This is a genomic window from Acinetobacter sp. SWAC5 (assembly GCF_003419885.1).
Classification (GTDB): domain Bacteria; phylum Pseudomonadota; class Gammaproteobacteria; order Pseudomonadales; family Moraxellaceae; genus Acinetobacter; species Acinetobacter cumulans.
The window spans coordinates 54507-73085 of record NZ_QUWR01000004.1 but is presented as its reverse complement, the minus strand read 5'-3'; the positions used below and the strand labels follow the sequence as shown (position 1 = coordinate 73085).

General features: G+C 41.9%; 17 protein-coding genes. 3 read left to right on the top strand and 14 right to left on the bottom strand.

From position 1 onward, the window contains the following. The first annotated feature begins 63 nt into the window (after nt 1-63). A complete protein-coding gene (locus DYI81_RS04160) occupies nt 64-849 on the top strand; it encodes an NRDE family protein (RefSeq protein WP_117006794.1) in 786 nt (261 codons plus the stop codon). A 77-nt stretch (nt 850-926) separates the two neighbouring features. On the opposite strand, the gene DYI81_RS04155 is transcribed toward DYI81_RS04160, so the two are convergent. From DYI81_RS04155 to tatA, 4 genes are all read right to left on the bottom strand, one after another. Then, complete coding sequence (locus DYI81_RS04155; protein WP_106985133.1) at nt 927-2954, bottom strand: alkaline phosphatase PhoX; 2028 nt, start codon at nt 2952-2954, stop codon at nt 927-929. A 197-nt stretch (nt 2955-3151) separates the two neighbouring features. Next, nucleotides 3152-3922, bottom strand: coding sequence for a twin-arginine translocase subunit TatC (gene tatC / locus DYI81_RS04150; protein ID WP_106985134.1), 771 nt, complete (start codon nt 3920-3922; stop codon nt 3152-3154). Next, nucleotides 3919-4356: a Sec-independent protein translocase protein TatB gene (gene tatB / locus DYI81_RS04145; RefSeq protein ID WP_106985135.1), complete on the bottom strand. Its 438-nt coding sequence runs from the start codon at nt 4354-4356 to the stop codon at nt 3919-3921. Before tatB ends, tatC begins: the two co-directional genes overlap by 4 nt. A 12-nt stretch (nt 4357-4368) precedes the next feature. Further along, a complete protein-coding gene (tatA, locus tag DYI81_RS04140) occupies nt 4369-4587 on the bottom strand; it encodes a Sec-independent protein translocase subunit TatA (protein WP_106985136.1) in 219 nt (72 codons plus the stop codon). Between the two features lie 182 nt (nt 4588-4769). Between tatA and DYI81_RS04135 the strand changes: the two genes are divergently transcribed. Then, nucleotides 4770-5648, top strand: a complete 879-nt coding sequence (locus DYI81_RS04135) for a permease (RefSeq protein WP_117006793.1) — start codon at nt 4770-4772, stop codon at nt 5646-5648. A gap of 48 nt (nt 5649-5696) precedes the next feature. Here the strand turns inward: DYI81_RS04135 and DYI81_RS18215 are convergent, their stop codons facing one another. Further along, nucleotides 5697-5822 (bottom strand): hypothetical protein, encoded by a 126-nt coding sequence (locus DYI81_RS18215; protein ID WP_256733383.1) that lies wholly within the window; start codon nt 5820-5822, stop codon nt 5697-5699. A 266-nt stretch (nt 5823-6088) separates the two neighbouring features. After that, nucleotides 6089-6712 carry an RdgB/HAM1 family non-canonical purine NTP pyrophosphatase gene (rdgB, locus tag DYI81_RS04130; protein ID WP_106985138.1) on the bottom strand — a complete coding sequence of 208 codons (624 nt, stop codon included), beginning with the start codon at nt 6710-6712 and terminating at the stop codon, nt 6089-6091. Between the two features lie 143 nt (nt 6713-6855). Between rdgB and DYI81_RS04125 the strand changes: the two genes are divergently transcribed. Then, entirely contained in the window at nt 6856-7314 is a 459-nt protein-coding gene (locus DYI81_RS04125; protein WP_106985139.1) for a GNAT family N-acetyltransferase, read from the top strand. A gap of 75 nt (nt 7315-7389) precedes the next feature. Here DYI81_RS04125 and DYI81_RS04120 read toward each other — a convergent pair whose 3' ends face one another. The 8 genes from DYI81_RS04120 to DYI81_RS04085 all read right to left on the bottom strand — a co-directional run bounded on the left by DYI81_RS04120 (nt 7390) and on the right by DYI81_RS04085 (nt 18575). Next, complete coding sequence (locus DYI81_RS04120) at nt 7390-7980, bottom strand: tetratricopeptide repeat protein (RefSeq protein WP_106985140.1); 591 nt, start codon at nt 7978-7980, stop codon at nt 7390-7392. Beyond that, nucleotides 7977-8570: a methionine biosynthesis protein MetW gene (gene metW / locus DYI81_RS04115; protein ID WP_106985141.1), complete on the bottom strand. Its 594-nt coding sequence runs from the start codon at nt 8568-8570 to the stop codon at nt 7977-7979. The genes DYI81_RS04120 and metW overlap by 4 nt, the downstream gene beginning before the upstream one ends. Continuing rightward, nucleotides 8570-9730, bottom strand: coding sequence for a homoserine O-acetyltransferase (locus DYI81_RS04110; protein WP_106985142.1), 1161 nt, complete (start codon nt 9728-9730; stop codon nt 8570-8572). The genes metW and DYI81_RS04110 overlap by 1 nt, the downstream gene beginning before the upstream one ends. 143 nt (nt 9731-9873) lie before the next feature. Further along, nucleotides 9874-11571, bottom strand: a complete 1698-nt coding sequence (gene leuA, locus DYI81_RS04105) for a 2-isopropylmalate synthase (RefSeq protein ID WP_117006792.1) — start codon at nt 11569-11571, stop codon at nt 9874-9876. A gap of 268 nt (nt 11572-11839) precedes the next feature. Next, complete coding sequence (locus tag DYI81_RS04100) at nt 11840-12943, bottom strand: alpha-hydroxy acid oxidase (protein WP_117006791.1); 1104 nt, start codon at nt 12941-12943, stop codon at nt 11840-11842. After that, nucleotides 12940-13623 (bottom strand): Fe2+-dependent dioxygenase, encoded by a 684-nt coding sequence (locus DYI81_RS04095; protein WP_117006790.1) that lies wholly within the window; start codon nt 13621-13623, stop codon nt 12940-12942. Before DYI81_RS04095 ends, DYI81_RS04100 begins: the two co-directional genes overlap by 4 nt. Nucleotides 13624-13716: 93 nt before the next feature. Continuing rightward, nucleotides 13717-15978, bottom strand: coding sequence for a TonB-dependent siderophore receptor (locus tag DYI81_RS04090; RefSeq protein ID WP_117006789.1), 2262 nt, complete (start codon nt 15976-15978; stop codon nt 13717-13719). A 299-nt stretch (nt 15979-16277) separates the two neighbouring features. Next, on the bottom strand, nt 16278-18575 hold the full coding sequence (locus DYI81_RS04085) for a TonB-dependent receptor (RefSeq protein WP_117006788.1): 2298 nt from the start codon (nt 18573-18575) through the stop codon (nt 16278-16280). Between the last annotated feature and the right edge of the window lie 4 nt (nt 18576-18579).

The following is an 18579-nucleotide window of genomic DNA, read 5'->3' as shown; positions in this document are numbered from 1 at the left end:
ATTTTAACGGAATCTATAGAAATATGTTGTATATTCAATGTGTAAAGATAATGAACTTTGACTATGTGTATTGTGGCCTTTGCTTGGCAAGTGTTGGATGATTTGCCACTGTGTTTAATTTCCAATCGTGACGAATTTTACCATCGTCCTACAGCGCCTTTGCATGTATGGGCACAAAGTCACATTGTGGCAGGACAAGATTTACAGTCGGGTGGAACATGGATGGGCGTGACGGCTACAGGGCGCTGGGCCATTATTACCAACTTTAGAGATGGCACAGACAAAACTGAATATGCCACGTCGCGCGGTCATCTTATACAAACATTTTTAGCCTCAAATGAAACGCCGATTCGCTTTGCACAGACCTTGGAAAAGCATCAATGTGAGTATGCAGGCTTTAATTTATTTTTGGGTGATACCCAGCAAGCCGTCTATATGAGCAATCGAGGTGAGGCGCCACAAATCTTAGCAAAAGGGGTATATGTAGTGTCGAATGGACTTATGTCGGAAGATTGGGTCAAGACTCGACATTTACGTAAACGCTTTACGCAAGAGCTCTTGCCAATGTTGCAGCAGCCTCAAATCCCCACTGCGGACATCGAACACGCCGTTTGGGATATTTTAGAAGATGAGCGCAAAGTGGTGCTTGAGCAACTCCCAAATACAGGTATTCAACCAGAAATGGAAGCGTTGTTATCGTCCACTTTTATTCAAAGCCCTGTGTATGGGACACGTTGCTCCAATTATTTAAGTCTGCATCATCAACAGTGGCAATGGTTGGAAAAAAATCAGCAAGGTGAACAGCAAGGTCAAATCAATAAGTTGCAAGTGCCACTTTGTTCAGCTTAAGCCACCCTATAAATATGATCTAAATCAGCCCAATAAAAATGCCAGCAATGTGCTGGCATTTTTATTATCGCATGATCTTATTTTGTTGCTGTGGGTTTAGTAGTAGAAGGTAATACATCTGCAGTGATATAGCCTACCGATGCACTGAACTTCTGGTTGTAGCTTTTATCAATGGCTACATTCAATTCATTTTGCATGCTTAAGCTTAAACCTGTACGTACACCCGAAGCATCAACTTTGTAGAAGCGGTTCCATTCATCACCCGGATGTTGGAAGTTGCTCATAATATAAGTCCAACCGTTGATCGAATCTACTGCATGTAAGCCAGTTGATTCTGCACCTGCAGGCGTTGATAGGATACGATCAAGCTTTTGTGATTCTACATTGTACGCCCAAAGATAGTTGTTGATGTGGTTGCCACTATCTTCACCAATAAACAGGGTACGGAGTTGCTCAGAGAATTTAAGATTGTCTGGGCTGGCAATTTTGTCAGGATGTGCAGTGTTGCCCATGCTATCTAGCGCGATGTCTTCACCTGCCAATAGTAGCTTAGATTGGTAAGGTACCCATTCACTGTTAATTGGCATGCCAGTGGTCGTCGACTGACCGCCACTCAGATCGTGTGCTAAAATACCGCCTGCTTGAATTTTTGTGAATTTTACATTGTGGGCAGCGCTATAGCTTGCTGTACCTTCAACCATCGAATCCACAATATTGGCCAACGCAGAATACGCCACTTTGTCTTTAATGTTCACTGTGGTGCCTTCCATTTTGGTAAAGGCCATACTTGCACCTTTAAGTGCAGCATAACGATGCGTTTCTAAAAAGGCTGCTGCTTTTTCCATGCCCGGTTTTACTTTTACCCAAAGTTTTTTCTTGGCTAAAATAATCGAGGTAAAGCCACTCAGATCCGCAGGTTTGTTGGTGTCGGTATCAAGATAGCTTTCCATAATGTCGCTTGGTTGAATGTTTTGTACATTCACCATATCTTCAATTTCTTTACTGCTTGCTTTACCCAGTTCAATCCATTTGATTTGACCTGTTGTGGTATTGCTGAGCAAGCTGGTAAATTTTGCGACGTATAAAGTGCCTGAATTTAGGTCCTTTTCTTTATCAGCCACAAACATGAACAAACCGCCGTTGGTGTAGTCGTCGCCCATAATCACGGTTTTATTGTCAGGCATAACATGGACAAGCTCATGTGAAATACGGCCCATACAATAGTGTTTGATAATTTTGCCACTGCCGTCTGGGTTAACAATTACTTCTGGTAGATGACCATAGTTATAAGGCTTGGCAGCATTCGCATCGCCAAAGAAGTTTTTGCCTAAACCAGTCGGGCTTGGGCCACCAATACCTTGGTTAAAGGCATCGGGTTCATATTCTTCGCTTGATAAATGCGTATTCCAAGGTGAAAGGCTGGCACCACAGGTAATCCATAAACCATGAACAGGTGCTGTGTCTACGTTGAAGTATTTCTTCAGCTCGAGATGCCCAGTTTTTTGGTCTTGGTCTAGGGTTAAAATCGCAATCGGTGAAGGTAAATTGCCGTATTCACTTGTTCCAGCTTGGTTCATGGTGGCATATTCAAATTGCACCACATGAAATACAGGATTGGTCACGCCATCGACTTTGGCATTGTCTAATTTTAACAGTGATGAACCATCTGGGCAGTCAGAGAAAAATTGACGTGCTGCTTGTGTAGAGGATGAAGTATCCATAATCGGTTGGCCTTGGGCATTAAAATAGCCACCAGCGACAATTTCGCCACCGCCCCATTTAGGTACTTTTGAACCCGTTTCAAAGAAGCTCTTATAACCCAGTTGATATTCTGTACTGGTTGTATCATCCCAAGTAATTTTAAGTTTTGAGCTGACCGCTGTTTTGGCCATTTCAGCCACAGTGATAGGTGCTGCCATGGCTGTAAATGTCGCATTTTTAAAATTCACAGGTTTAACAGGTGGTGTAACTACTGTGCTGTCATCACTGCTATTACAACCTGATAAGGCTGCTGCTGTGCTCATTGCGCCTAAAGGCAAAAAAGGAATCCCTGCAAACCATTTTAATAAATCACGGCGGCTTGGCTGTTGAGTATTGGCTGTCATAGTACGTCCGTAAGCGATGTTTTTTTAAATAAAAGTCGGTCTATAAATCGCTTATGATTGTAGGAAGAGGAAATGACAGTTTTTTGACCGAATGAAGACAGTTTAAAGATAAAACGAAAAGATAAAAAATGCGCCCTTTCTACAAAGGGCGCATTCAGCCAAGGTCAATTGAATATTGAAGTGTGTATGCACACGGACTATGTGTCTGTGCTTTGCGGTTTTTCGAGAAATTTACCCAGTAACAGTCCTAGCTCAAAAAGCATCCACATCGGCACGGCCAGCATCACCATGGAGAGTGCATCGGGTGGTGTGGCAAACATCGCCACAAAGAAACATCCCACCACAATAAAGCGTCGTTTTTCCACTAAACTTTGGGTGCTGACCACGCCAATTAAAATCAAGACCAAAGTAATAATGGGAATTTCAAAGGTGAGCCCAAACACTAAAAATAGCTTTAAACAGAAGCTTAAATAGCTATTAATGTCGGTCATGGGCGCGACGGATTCGGGTGAAACACTAATAAAAAAATGCAAAATTGCGGGTAGGGTAATGAAGTAGGCAAACGCAATACCCACATAAAATAAAGCAATACTGCCAATTAATAAGGGCATAGCCAAATGTCGTTCTTTTTCATATAAGGCTGGGCGTACAAAAGCCCATAGTTGATAAATAATAAAGGGCATGGCCAGCATGAGTGCCACAAATAAATTTAACTTAAATGGTGCCATAAATGTTGCGGTCACATCGGTTGCAATCATGGTGGATGATGCAGGAAGTTGTTGGCGCAAAGGCTCAGACATCAGTTGATAAGTGAAATTACGAAAGGGCAATAAACAAAAAAATAGCAATAAAGTAACGGCCACTATTTTAAAGAGATATTTACGCAGAATAATTAAATGCTGCATGACTGGCATTTGATCCAGCTGTTCGTGTTCAGTTTTCACTAAGGGCGCGGGCAGTTCATTCATACAGCAATCTTCAATTCAATGGCAGAGGTTTGAGTCTCGAGCATGTGCACCAAAGCCTTAAAATGCTGTTGTAGATGCAGGCGTGCATAAGGACTCGGAATTTGTGTGTTGAGTGGATAATAAGGCGTAGATGGTATGGGTGAGTTGATCTGTTGAGCTGATGCTACGGTTCCAGTCTGACGCAATGCATCAATTTGTTGTTGCATGCGTTTTTCGAGTTCAGTCATGCGTTCGATTTCTTTTTGCACTTCGGCGCGAAACTCAGACAGTTTTAATTCTTGATCAATCTCATTTTGCACACTGCTAATAAAGCGCTTTATTTTGCCATACCATTTGGCGGCAAAACGCGCGCCTTCTGGGAGCTTTTCTGGGCCTAAAACCAAAAGCGCAATAATGGCAAAGCACAGCAGCTCAGTAAATCCAATATTGAGCATGATGTGTTTCTCTTAGCTTTTTACAGAACTTTCAGGGGTTTTGACTTGGGCATCGATGGTACGTGGTTCTTGTAGTTTAGCTTGCTCAGCTTCATCATCGCGTACGGATTTTTTGAAGTCTTTGACTGCGCCACCGACGTCTTTCCCTAGGTTTTTAAGCTTAGATGTACCAAATAATAAAATCACCACGATTGCAAATATCAGTACATGCCAAATTGATAATCCAGCCATTTTGTCTTCCTCGTTTAATTTTTAAACATTGCAACAGTTCTGCATGACAAGGATGTGACAGTTGGGTTTCAGTTCAAAGAAACAGCTTAACTGCCATTGAGCAACATGGGGTTGGTAAGGGGAGGACCAAGAGGATTTGTGCTAGCATAGCGACTCTTGATATCTTTTAGATGACTTAATCTATGGTGCTTATACTGCCACTACTCTCATTTTTAGTGGGATATTGGGGCGTAAGCCGACTGCAAAGTATTCGCGCATTGTTGGCGGCATCGCTGGCCAAATTACTCATTCCAGCGCTCATTGTGTACAACATGGTGTTTTATAAGCTGGGCAGTTTGTGGCTGATTGGCTTAAGCTTTGTCAGTTCAGTATTGTTCTTTGCTATTTTTTATGCCGTTCAACAAGATAAATTGCGTGCGCTGTGTTTTAGTTATTTAAATGGCGCATGGTTAGGCTTTCCTTTTGCTTTAGCTGTATTTGGACCAAATGCCAGCAGTACCATCGTTGCACTTTATATCGGTGGCTCACTGTTTGGTAATATTTGCGCCGTCATGGCGGTGAGTACAGGCAAACAAGACCTTCGATTTATATGCAAAAATGTGCTTCTTTCACCTCCAGTGATCGCGTTAAGTATTGCTGCAATATTGTCAGTGTGGGATTTGAGTGCATACGAGCAACACCCGATTGTGCAGTGGGCATATCAACTCAACAAAATATTGGTGACCTTTGCAGGCATGTGTGTACTGGGCATGTGGCTGAGTAAAGTTCGCATTGGTTGGCATGATTTACAGCAGAGCCTGATGGTCATACTGGCACGTATGGTGTTGGCTGTACTGATTTGTATCGGGGCCTATGTTCTTTTGCCGATTCCACATCAGCTGTTTATTTATGCTGTTATTTTTATGTTTTTCTGCTTGCCTCCCGCAGCCAATATTGTGGCTTTAGAAACGCATTATCAGGGGACGGGGCATTCCGCAAAATATATTGCATCGGGCACGATCGTCAGCGCCGTAGTGATTTCAATCTACGGCTTTTTACTGCATTGCTTTATGCAATTTTAATGGCTTAGCGCAAGTAAAAATGACTGCTGCGATCGTCACTCAGTGCATTCAATCAAAGTTGAGTTCTTTGCGGAGCTTCCAATCACGGAATAGGGCATAACACATGGCGATACCAATAATGCCTGGAAAGCCAATTCTGCCTTGCAATAGATTGACCAGAAGTATGAGGATCATGACAATTACCAAAACCCGATAGGTGGTGCGAAAGCCAGAGCTTAAAGGATAAGTCAGATTCTCATTGCATGCGGGGCAACTGATTTTTTGGAAACCTAAAAATGATCTAGAGGGTGTTTCATTAAATGGATGCTGACAATACGGGCAAGTACCATGGATCGGATGCAGGGCCATATAGTTCTCTTTTTATGATTGATTATTATTGAAGTAGTTAAATTAAAAAGGTTAGGAGATAACCTTTAACGATAGACTATCTCCTAGTGTATTTATTTCAAGCTGTTTTTAAACAGTTTCATCGCTTGACCGCGGTGACTGATTTTATTTTTTTCTTCTTTACTCAGCTCAGCACTCGCAACATTTAATTCAGGTAGCCAAAATAAAGGGTCATAGCCAAAGCCATTTTCGCCTTGGGCTTGTTCTAAAATCTCACCTGTCCAAATGCCTTGGAAAATTTGCGGCAATGGATCTTCTGCATGTTGTACCAAAGCCAATACACAAACAAACATGCCTTCAATGGTTTCACCATTTTTACGCAATGGTTTTAAATCAGCCAAAAGTTTTGCATTGTTGGCTGCATCATTACCATGCTCACCTGCATAACGTGCCGAGTAAATACCCGGTGCACCACCAAGTACAGGTACGCAAATTCCCGAGTCATCTGCAATCGCAGGCTTACCTGAAATACGCGATGCATGACGGGCTTTAATAATGGCATTTTCCACAAAACTTAAACCATCTTCAATTGCATCTTCAATATTCAGTTTGCCTTGGGCAACCACTTCGACCGGGAGATTAAGCTCTGCAAACATTTTTTCAAATTCTGCAATTTTACCTTTGTTATTGCTTGCAAGAACCAGTGTGCCTTGAGATAGCCAATCGGTAGCAGACATTGTATTGTGCTCATATTGAAAAAAAATAATCGCTTATTTTAGCGTATTTACGATGTTTTCAGGTATTGAATCTGCATGATGAGTTAGAGGTGTGCATTCAGACAGTCAGTCCGCAGAGCAGGTGAAAGAAAAGAGCAATAACAATGAATACAGAAAAAAATTTAAAAAATATTCGTGGCGCTGTGCAGGAGGATGCAACACAAATTGCAATGCTCATCGCACCTTATATTCCGCAGTTTGCACTTGATGAACAAGGCGCACAAAAACTTGAAAAGCCTGCGATTGAGGCACTACTTCAAGATGGTGCTGTACATTATTATGTTTATGAGCAAGCTCAGCACATTTGCGCTGTAATTGCGTTTAAAACCTCAGGCCATTTGATCCACTTTTTTACAGCTCAGTCTTTTCTTCGGCAGGGCATAGGTCGGCAACTGTGGCAGTACGCAGAAGCTTCTATGTTGGCACTCGGCAATCAACATATCAGTGTCAATTCTAGCTGTGGCGCACAGGCCGTGTATGAAGCATTTGGCTTTTATGCAGTCTCATCGGTCATTGAAGCTAGTGGCTTACGGTTTATTCAAATGCGTAAAGATCTCTCTTAATACATCGAATAGATTCTAGATATCTCCAACATAAAAAAAGCGCCCGAAGGCGCTTTTTGTAGTTCAAGAGCGTGATTACTGCGCTTGAATCCATTTGTCTGCACGGTCACGTGCTTGACGAATTTGTTCTGGTGAAAGGTTGGCTGCCAAAGCAGTTTTTTTACCTTCAGACAATGAAATGACTTTATTGTCCAGCATGCCATCACGTGTAGAAAGCTCATACCACTGGTAGGCACCAATGTAGTTTTTCTTTTGCTCTTCCATAACGGCTAAATTAAAGCTGGCGCGGTTATCACCACGGCTGGCTGCTTTTTCAAAGTATTGGCGTGCAAGAACTTCATCTTTTTTGGTGCCAATACCATCAGCAAGCATACGGCCTACATTCAGCTGTGCTGCTGAAATCCCTTGATCTGCTGCAGCCTTATACCAAGCAAAGGCTTGGCGCTCATCTTTTGCAACGTCTTTGCCATTTTGGTATTTCGTTGCTAAGTAAAATTGTGCACCGGCTTGGCCTGCTTTAGCCGCTTTACTTAAGCTATGAATATCCATAACAGAATACTGCGCAGCTTGCATCGCAACAGAAGGGGCTGGAGCAACATAGTCTGCATGGGCTTGAAAACTAAAAAGTCCAACCAGTAGCGTCGTGCTTAGTAATAATTTTTTCATAGAGCGCTCACTCGATATATTGCGACTTCACCAAACAGATTAGGGAGGTGTTTACTGAGTAAACTGTCTTGTTGATCCCCATTTACGGCAAGTCGGTTAATAATCCGAATATTATTTTCTGCACACAGTGCTTCAAAATCTCGGAAAGTACATAAATGAATATTAGGCGTGTTATACCACATATATGGTAAAGCCTCTGAAACAGGCATCTTTCCTTTTAAGGCAAGGAATGAACGTGTCTTCCAATGCGCAAAGTTAGGAAATGTAATAATGGCTTGTTTCCCCACACGCACCATGTCACGTAATAAAACATCTGGTGCATCTACAGCCTGCAAAGCCTGTGCCATAACCACATAGTCAAATGATTGGTCGGCAAAGCGACTTAAACCTAAATTTAAGTCCTGCTGGATGATATTTAACCCGCGACTGATGGCAATTGCAATCTTTTCTTGATCAATTTCGAGGCCGTATGCACGAATATTGTGTTTTTTACTCATGTGAGCGAGCAGTTCGCCATCGCCACAACCCAAATCAAGCACACGAGAACCTGGATTAATCCACTTTTCTGCCAATTGTTGATCGATACGCATTACACGGCCTCCACAGTGGTTGCTTTGAGGTGCTGTTCACCACCTAAGAAGGCACGTAAAGATTTTACGTACAATGGAATTGGGAACAAGAAAGAGTCGTGACCCTGTTCTGCATCAATGTCTAAGTAACTGACATGCTTATTATTTGTGATTAAAGCATCCACAATTTCTTGTGAACGTGAAGGTGAGAAACGCCAGTCAGTGGTAAATGAAACCACCAAGAATTTACACTTCGGATTGGCCATGGCTTTCACTAAAGACTGTTCGTATTCACGTGAAGGATCAAAGTAATCCAAAGCCTTGGTCATAATTAAATAAGTATTGGCATCAAAGTTACGGCTAAATTGCTCACCTTGATAACGTAAATAGCTTTCCACTTGGAATTCGACATCAAAACCATACATAAATTTGCCAGACTTTAAGTCGCGGCCAAATTTTTGCTTCATGGCTTCTTCTGAAAGATAGGTAATATGACCCACCATACGCGCCAAAATCAGGCCACGTTTTGGATAGCTGTCGTTTTCTAAATAGCGACCATTATGAAAATCTGGATCGGATAAAATAGACTGACGTGCCACTTCGTTAAAGGCAATGTTTTGTGCAGACAATTTTGGTGCGCTGGCAATAATCACACATTTGCGTAAACGGTCTGGGAAATCGACAGACCATTGTAGTGCTTGCATACCACCCAAAGATCCACCCACAACAGCATCCCAAGTATCGATGCCTAAACGGTCAGAGAGCATAGCTTGGGTTTTGACCCAGTCACGGACTGTGACCAATGGAAAGTCTGGTCCGTATGGACGATTGTCATTTTCAGGATTGGGTGAAGTTGGGCCTGTTGAGCCATTACAACCACCAATATTATTTAAAGAAACGACAAAAAATTTAGACGTATCAATTGCCTTGCCCGGGCCAATACATGAATCCCACCATCCGGCTTTTTTATCATCTGCATGATGATAACCTGCTGCATGATGATGCCCTGACAGTGCATGACAAATCAAAATCGCATTGGATTTATCTGCGTTCAGCTCGCCATAGGTTTCAACCATGATTTCAAAACGAGGAAGAATTCGACCGCATTCGAGCTCTAGAGGCTCTTCAAATGAGAACTTTTGTGGGGTAACTAAACCCACTGAGTCAGCTGGAAAGGACACTGGAAATGTTCGCCTTAAACCTTGAGGATCAATAACTAAAAGGATACCACTTGGGGGTATCCTTTTAAAATTGTTTTATGTGATAAAGAGCTATAGGCTACATTTTGATGTGAAATCCTTATGTAGCCTATCCGTGATTGGACTTAAGCAGTCGCTGCAATCACCTGATCTAAGCTCAATACGCCTTGATCAATTAAGCGGTTGGTGCTGGCAATAATTGCTTCGATTGATGCAGTTACGATGTTGTCGTGTACACCTGCACCAAAGGCAGCTTTACCCGAACCTTTCACTTGAAGCTCAATTAATGCCAATGCTTTTGCATGTGCGCCAGAGCTAATACTGCGTTCTTCATAGTTCAAGACATCAATTGGTAACTGCAATGCATTCAAGATTGCAGAAATAGGGCCGTTGCCTTCACCGCGCAATTGTTGTGTTTCACCATTTACTTCAATATCTAGCTCAATCACTTGCTTACCGTTGTTGTCATGTAAGCGGTAGTTTTGCGCCACATAATGTGCATCTGCTGGTGCGACATAAGTATCTTTAAACAATGACCAAATCGCTTGTGCTGAAATCTCAGTACCATCTTCATCGGTTTTTTGTTGTACTACTTGCGAGAATTCAATTTGTAAACGACGTGGCAACACCACGTTGTAGTTAGACTCTAATAAGTAAGCGATACCGCCTTTGCCAGACTGTGAGTTCACACGGATGACTGCATCATAGTCACGACCCAAGTCTTTTGGATCGATAGGTAAGTATGGCATGTCCCAAATTTCTTCGTTCTTTTGGAACTCGAAACCTTTTTTGATTGCATCTTGGTGTGAGCCAGAGAATGCAGTAAATACCAAGTCGCCTGCATACGGATGGCGTGGGTGTACAGGCAAGCCTGTGCATTCTTCAACGGTTGCAATCACTTCATTGATATTTGAGAAATCTAAGTTTGGTGCAACGCCTTGGGTGTACATGTTCAATGCAATTGCCGCCACATCGACGTTACCTGTACGTTCGCCATTACCAAATACACAGCCTTCTACACGGTCTGCACCCGCCATAATGGCAAGTTCAGAGGCCGCAATACCACAGCCACGGTCGTTATGGCAGTGTACAGAAATGATCACACCGTCACGGCGCTGAATATTGCGGTGCATCCATTCCACTTGGTCTGCATAGACATTTGGACCTGAAACTTCGACGGTTGCAGGCAAGTTCAAAATAACTTTATTGTCTGGAGATGCTTCCCAAATTTCAGTCACAGCATCGCAGACATCTTTCGCAACTTCTAATTCAGTTGCAGTAAAACACTCTGGGCTGTATTGGAATACAAATTCAGTTTCAGGTTGTTTTGCTGCGTATTCTTTAACTTTGGTTGCTGCATTAATCGCTAATTGTTTTGCACCTTCAACATCTACATTTAAGACTTTATTACGGAAAGTCGGAGAGTTTGAGTTGTAGATATGCACAATTGCACGTTTTGCACCTTGTAAAGATTCGAAAGTACGTTGGATTAAATGATCACGTGCTTGAACCAAAACTTCGATATAAACATCATCAGGAATATGGTTTTCTTCAATCAATTTACGCGTGAAATCGAAATCGATTTGAGATGCAGATGGGAAGCCAATTTCAATATGTTTGAAACCAATTTTCACCAACATTTGGAACATTTTAAATTTTTGTTCCATGTTCATTGGTTCAAAAATCGCTTGGTTACCGTCACGCAGGTCGGTGCTCATCCAAATTGGCGCTTTCGTAATTTCGTTATTCGGCCATTGACGGTCTGGTAAGTCTACACGTTGATACATGCGACGATATTTTTTACTTGGATCAGCCAACATCATGAGGTAACTCCTTGTCGTAGCCACTATATGTTAGGGCGTAGATAACATTAGGTACTACTAATATAGATTGTGTCTATGGTATCAATTTACAAGTATGAAGTCGGAAGATTTAGCCAAAAGTATCAAAATTTCATGTGAAGTTACGTTGACTTAGATTTACCGCAGATCATGCAAATTTATAAATAAATATTAATCCACTTATTCCGAAAATATTTTCCTATTTTTGCAATGAGCAGGGATTTATAGAGAAAAATTCTCTATAAAATGGCTATTTTTGAAAAATATAATCTTGGTTAATCTCATCTATGCGGGCTGTTCCCATTAAAGCCATGGTAATTTCAAATTCTTCTTTCAGAATTTTCAGCACATGTGCCACACCTAATGCGCCTGCAGTGGCTAAGCCATAAATCACAGGACGACCGACCAACACCGCTGAGGCGCCAAGGGCAATCGCTTTAAAGACGTCAGAACCACGGCGAATTCCACCATCATAAAGCAACGGAAAATCAGCTGGCACCACCTGTTTAATGAGTTTGAGCGCGGTGAGTGGTGTAATACTGGTATCTAAAACACGGCCACCATGATTCGACACAATTAATCCTTGTACACCATGTTGTATTGCAAGTTGGGCATCCATTGGATTGAGTACACCCTTTAACACAACGGGGAGGTGGGTCTGTTGAACCAACCAAGCAATGTCTTGCCAAGTCGGCGCAATTTTCATGAGCCCTTGAAATACAGGGTGATCACCTTCTTGTAATTCTGGCAGTGGAATATGTGCAGGGGTATGCGGGTGTTGCATACCTTCAGGTAAATGGAAAAATACCCGACGTTCGCGGTCACGGATGCCTGTATGGGGGGAGTCCACTGTTACTACAATGGCACTGTAGTTGTGCGCTTCGGCCATTTTGACTAAATCTAAGGATTTGTTGCGTTCACCTTGCCAGTACAGTTGAAACCATTTGCGCGGATTGTCTGCATTCAGTTCACGCATGTCGGTATTAGTAAAGGTGCTCAATACCATATTGCTTCCCAAAACTTCTGCAGCCAGTGCGGTGGCAGCTTCCGCTTCGGGATGAAATTGCTGTTGGTGCCCAATCGGCGCGACAAAGATGGGATGCGGATAACGTTGCCCGAAGATTTCACATTCGGTATGGCCGTGGGTGAGGTCTTGTAGTAGGCGAGGCATCAGTTGAATGTGGTCAAACGCTGAAAGATTCGAGCGCACACTGACTTCATCCATGGCACCGCCTTGGAGATATTGCCAAACCATGTCGGATAAATGCAGTTGTGCTTGGCGCTCATAGTCTGCAACAGTCTGTAAGTAGGGAGGAATTTGGGTCAGTGGTGGCAAAATTGATGCTTGGCTCATAGTTCGGCCCATTGACGAATCAGGTTGTGATAATGGCTGGTTAATTGTACGGTTTCTTCGCAGTCGCCCAGCTTTTGACGCAATTGAATAATGGTCATGTCTAAATTAAACAACATGGCCCGTTGCCAGTCATCCTTCACCATACTTTGCAGCCATGTAAAAGCAGCAATACGCGCACCTTGAGTGACTGGCTCGACACGGTGTAGGCTGGTTGCTGGATACACAATAGCATCGCCAGCATCGAGTTTGACTTCATGTGCGCCGTATGTGTCTTCAATGATCAATTCACCGCCCTCATATTCATCGGGTTCAGAGAGAAAGACGGTCATAGAAACATCGGTACGCACAGATTTATTTTTTTCGGCATAAAAATGCACAGCATTGTCGACATGGTTGCCATAATGCCCCGAATTTTCATAGCGATTGAACATTGGTGGCAGAATGTCTTTGGGCAGTGCAAATGATTGCACCAGTAGGCTGCTTTGAATATGCTGTTGAACAAAGGTACTCAGTTCTTGATACAGCTCGCTACTGGTATTGATTTGTAAGTTGTCTTTGATGAGTTGTGCTTGTCCGCCCGCTGTTTTTTTGCCAGATACCCATTGGTTGTCTTCTGCCATAGCTTGGCGAATAGATTGGACTTGCGCTTTAGAAAGCACATTGGGAACATGAAGCAACATGGCAAGCACCTAGCAGTTAAATTTTTCGGTTAAGGATAAGCATAAATAAAAAAAGCCCCAATACAAGATTAAGGCTTTTAATTTTATGGAAAATTAGAATTTAAAATTAAATGTAAGACGATAATTACGTTCAGCACCTGCCGTATAACGTAGGCCACCACGGTTGATACTTGCAATATAATCTTCATCAAGTAAGTTGTTAATATTTAACTGAACACCAATATTAGGCGTTGCTTGATAGCTGACCATTGAATCCAGAACCCAATAATCTGGAATTACAGCAGGGCCAACGGTATTACCATCTTTACTTTTTTTCATTTCGCCATTGTAACGTGCACCACTACCAATGCTCCATTTATCCATTGTATAGGTGGTCCACAGCGTGAAAGCATCTGACGGGGTAAATGGAATGTTATTGGAACCATCGGCAGAAGTCAGGCTGCCAGAGCTGACATGTGTAACATTATCAATTTCAGTTTTTTGATGGGTGTAGCCTGCAATGATCTTCCAATAATCATTGATGTTACCAATCGCACCTAACTCAATACCTTTAACGGATTTTTTACCGGTTTGGTAATAGCCGCCATTATCATCTTTTTCAATTTCTTTGGTGACTTCAGTTTGGAATAGTGCACCTGTGAGTAATAAGCGGTTGTCAAAGAATTCCCATTTGCTTCCCACTTCAATGGTTTCAATCTGTTGTGGATCAAAATCAAGATTATTATTGCTACTTGCAGAGGTTGATGGTGCAAAAATGTTGGCATTACCAATACCATCACCGCCTGTAATAGTGCCTGGTTGTTGCTGTTGCACAGCATAGTTGGCGTACAGACTACCATTTTCGGTTGGCTTAAACAGCGCACCTGCTTTCCAGTTAAATAGATTGCCATCATCACTGAAACTAGCAGAAGAAGAGTAACCTTGCATTTTGTAATGGTCTAGGCGGATACCAGCGTTGACCGAAAATTTTGGTGACAGTTGTACTGTGTCAAAAGCAAAAATAGAGGATGTATCCATTCGGCCTTTGGTATCTGCGGCTTCATTGCGCGTTAAGGTTGAATGTACTGTTCCAGATGGATTATACAGTGAGCTCGTACCCGTAATTGCGCCTGTCCAACCAAAGGTTTTCATATCTTCACGGGTAAATTCAACACCTGTACTTAAGGTATGCTGAAGTGTTCCTGTATCGAATTCTGTGACTAAGCTAGTTTGGTTCGTCATGATTTTATTTTCAGTATCACTGTTGTTGGTGCTGCCTGAAACTTGAATAGACGAACCGTCAGTAGGATCTGATGGATTTGTAGTGGTATAAGCGTTGCCAGGGAATGACGTTAAATATTGATGTTTGGTTTGGCCCCAACGTGTGGTATTGGTTAACTTGGTTTTATCGGATAAATCATATTCGATGCGTGCAGTGGCCATATCGGCACTGACATCGTCAAAATCTTCAGGAGCACCGTAATAATTTGACGTATTAACTTTGTGGTTATTTAAATACTCAGCCAAGCTTTTGATGCTGGCATTAGTGCTGTTATTTGCATTAAAACCGTTTAGGCCAACAGTAGGAATACCACCATCTAATTTATTATCTTGCTCTGTATGAAGATAGTCTAAAAATACGCGTAAATCTGTGCCTAAACCAAAGCCTAATGAAGATGCCAGTGCCCATTTTTTATTTTCTACACCGTCACGACCAATTCCGTCGGCATTTTCGCCCATCACATTGACACGAAGTGCAGTTGTTTCATTGATTTTTTTATTTAAATCGGCTGTTGCGCGCGTGTATTTGTCGGAGCCGAAACCTAATGTTGCACTATTTGAGTCTTCGAGTTTGGCATGTTTAGTCGAGAGGTTAATGGAACCTGATGCCGCTGTACGGCCATTATCCGTCCCCGCAGGGCCTTTAAAGACTTCAATTTGCTCGTAGTTGAACATGTCGCGTGTGACGTTGCCCAAATCACGTACGCCATCAATAAAAATACTGTTTGCTGTGTCAAAGCCACGCATGGTTACGGCATCGCCTGTATTCATACGGCCATTTTCACCCAATGAAAATGTTCCTACGCCAGGTACATTACGTAAAGCTTCGGTCAAGGTTGTGGCATTTTGTTCTTTAAGTACCGCTTGGGGGATGACAGCAACCGTCTGTGTGGTATTGAGTAAGGGTTGAGTAAATTTGGCAGAGCTGACTTTTTCTTTTTTATAATTATTTTCTGCTGCAGCTTTAACATTAATGGTTGGAAGCTGTACTGAATTTGATTCAGCTGTTGTAGCTTGAGCCGCCAGTGGCAAGGCTGCGGCTAACGCGACCATTGAAACTGTTTTTTTGTGTTTTCGGCTTTTAATCTGTGCCATTTCTAAGTCCTGATTTTATAAGGAAAGCGACATTGATACTTCGTGATGACATATATGATGAAGATACAATGGAGGGATTGTTATGGCCTGTAACAATTGCTGTGAATTGTATTGATAATGATAATAGTTATCAATATTAATTTGTGCGTAATGTGAGGGAATTCTTGCTTAAGAACAGCGAGTTAATTAGAAAAAACCATAAAGTTTGGTTTTTAGGCGCGAATCTTATGGTGCAAAGACAACAACGCCCCTATGAAAAGGGGCGTTGTTGAATACATCGAGATGGATTGATATTGAACTTAGTATTTGAAGTTCACAGAAAGTACAGCACTACGGCCTTCAGCTTCTGTTGCATAGTGAGATGCGTATGCTTTAGTGAAATAACGTTTGTCAGAAAGGTTGTTTACGTTTAACTGCAAATCAACATTTTTATTGACGTTATAACGTGCCATTGCATCGTAGCGTACATAACCTGGAACAAATTTCGTATTTGCAGCATCGCCATAAACTTTATCCATTGCTACTGCACCAGCGCCGAGGGTAAATGATGGGGTAAATGCATATGTTGTCCAAAGAGTTGCGGAGTTTTTTGCAACGTTTTGAACTTGATTGCCTTCATTGCTGTCTTTTGGACCATCATCAACAATTGTACTGTCTAAATATGTATAGCCTGCAGAAACTGCCCATTTGTTAGTGATATTACCATTAACGCCAAGCTCAAGACCGTCTACACGTGTTTCACCAATATTACGAGTGTAGCCATCCGTATCTGTTGCACGGGTATTTGTTTTTTCAGTACGGAAAATAGTAGCAGTTAAATTCAATTTTTCATTGAACAGATCCCATTTCGTACCGATTTCCATTGTGTGGACATCTTCAGGTTTGAGATTGTTGTTTGCAATTGCTTGTTCTTCAGTTGGACCACGGCCACCTGGGGTACTTAAGCCTTCAGAACCATCACCTGCATCTACACCAATTGGATTAGATGAAGTTGCAAAACTTGCATAGATCGAACCATTTTCTACTGGCTTAAATGTCACGCCAGCTTGATAGTTGAAAAAGTCGTTATCTGATGAATAACTTTTATTGGTTGCGTAATTATTTAGATTTGTTTCAAATTTATCCCAGCGGATGCCTAAATCCAAAATCCATTGTGGATTAATTTTGATACTATCTAATGCATAGACAGAAGTATTTTTGGTCGTAACATTCGAAGTTTTTGGATTTGCAGTGATGCTACCTAGCCATGGATCATTCGAGTTTGGATTGTTAAGAGAAGTACACCAGTAGTTAGAGTCTGCACCAATACCCATGCCAGAATTTGCACATGCACCAAGCGTACCACCTGGTTTAACGTTCCATTGAGATGTACCGCTATTAGGATTAGATCCGTTAGCAGTAGTATCGTTTAATGTATATCCACCACGGTCAGAATCTTGTTTGCTGTATTCAACACCTGTATTAAAAGAATGAACCAGTGAGCCAGTATTCAACTTACCAGTTAAAGACAGCTGATCTGTAAATGTGTTGGTATCAGTAATTTTTGAGTTTGAGCGACGCCATACTTCACCTTGAGCAACGTTGCCCTGTGAGTCATCTGGCTGTGTCCATACATAATTATTTTTTGAATTCGAGTACTGAGCGACATTGCTGATGGTTAAATTATCAGTTAAATCGTGTTCAAGTTTAAGTGTGCCAATTTGGTTTTCTTGTTTTTGGAAATCGCGATTTTTCCAACCATAATAAATACCTTGCGGAACATCTACAGGTTTACCTGCAGTTACTAATTTAGATGTGTCATATTGATATGGGACACCTGAATCAGGGGTATCATCAGATTTTAAATAATAGTAGCTTACAGTGGCACGAGTCGGGGTATCCAAACCAAAAGTAATACTTGGCGCAATACCCACACGTGCATATTCAGCACCATCATCACCTTGGCCTGCTTTATTATTATGATGGCCCATGAGAGCTACGCGTGTTGCAATACCATTACCAAAGTCTTTGTTGCCATCTAAGGTAATACGTTGGTAATTATCTGTACCTGCGCCAACAGAACCTTCTAAAGAGTCACCTTTTTTAGCCACTTTAGAAATCATGTTGATGCTACCGCCAGTTGTACCTGCGCCACCCATTGCAGATGCAGAACCTTTGGTTACTTCAACTTGCTCAACAGCAAACATTTCACGGTTTTGTGATGTAGCACTACGAACACCATCGACATACATTGAGCTTTCAGAATTGAAGCCACGGATAAATGGACGGTCACCATTCGGGTTGCCACCTTCACCTGCACCTAGGGTAATACCAGGAACATTACGTAAAGCATCACTTAACGTTGTAACTTGAGTATCTTCAATCAATTGCTTAGAAATTACCGATACTGATTTTGGTGTATCGAGTAGTGGTGCAACATATTTTGTGTTCGCTGATTTATCTACTTTTAAGCTTTGTTTTTGCTCAGCTTGAACATCTTGATAAATGGTTTCAAGTGTAGTGACTTGTTCTTGTGCAACAGCATTCATTGCAATAACAGAGAGAGACGAAGCAATTGCAGAAGAAACAATTTTCTTACGTGTTTTAATGAAAGCCATTTCA

Excerpts from the sequence above, each read along its gene's own strand:
- leuA (WP_117006792.1), bottom strand. The coding sequence starts at position 11,571 with ATGATGTTGGCTGATCCAAGTAAAAAATATCGTCGCATGTATCAACGT.
- rdgB (WP_106985138.1), bottom strand. The coding sequence starts at position 6,712 with ATGTCTGCTACCGATTGGCTATCTCAAGGCACACTGGTTCTTGCAAGC.
- DYI81_RS04125 (WP_106985139.1), top strand. The coding sequence starts at position 6,856 with ATGAATACAGAAAAAAATTTAAAAAATATTCGTGGCGCTGTGCAGGAG.
- DYI81_RS04090 (WP_117006789.1), bottom strand. The coding sequence starts at position 15,978 with ATGGCACAGATTAAAAGCCGAAAACACAAAAAAACAGTTTCAATGGTC.
- tatC (WP_106985134.1), bottom strand. The coding sequence starts at position 3,922 with ATGAATGAACTGCCCGCGCCCTTAGTGAAAACTGAACACGAACAGCTG.
- DYI81_RS04155 (WP_106985133.1), bottom strand. The coding sequence starts at position 2,954 with ATGACAGCCAATACTCAACAGCCAAGCCGCCGTGATTTATTAAAATGG.
- DYI81_RS04120 (WP_106985140.1), bottom strand. The coding sequence starts at position 7,980 with ATGAAAAAATTATTACTAAGCACGACGCTACTGGTTGGACTTTTTAGT.
- DYI81_RS04100 (WP_117006791.1), bottom strand. The coding sequence starts at position 12,943 with ATGAGCCAAGCATCAATTTTGCCACCACTGACCCAAATTCCTCCCTAC.
- DYI81_RS04085 (WP_117006788.1), bottom strand. The coding sequence starts at position 18,575 with ATGGCTTTCATTAAAACACGTAAGAAAATTGTTTCTTCTGCAATTGCT.
- metW (WP_106985141.1), bottom strand. The coding sequence starts at position 8,570 with ATGCGTATCGATCAACAATTGGCAGAAAAGTGGATTAATCCAGGTTCT.
- DYI81_RS18215 (WP_256733383.1), bottom strand. The coding sequence starts at position 5,822 with ATGATCCTCATACTTCTGGTCAATCTATTGCAAGGCAGAATTGGCTTT.
- DYI81_RS04135 (WP_117006793.1), top strand. The coding sequence starts at position 4,770 with ATGGTGCTTATACTGCCACTACTCTCATTTTTAGTGGGATATTGGGGC.
- tatA (WP_106985136.1), bottom strand. The coding sequence starts at position 4,587 with ATGGCTGGATTATCAATTTGGCATGTACTGATATTTGCAATCGTGGTG.
- DYI81_RS04095 (WP_117006790.1), bottom strand. The coding sequence starts at position 13,623 with ATGTTGCTTCATGTTCCCAATGTGCTTTCTAAAGCGCAAGTCCAATCT.
- DYI81_RS04160 (WP_117006794.1), top strand. The coding sequence starts at position 64 with ATGTGTATTGTGGCCTTTGCTTGGCAAGTGTTGGATGATTTGCCACTG.
- tatB (WP_106985135.1), bottom strand. The coding sequence starts at position 4,356 with ATGCTCAATATTGGATTTACTGAGCTGCTGTGCTTTGCCATTATTGCG.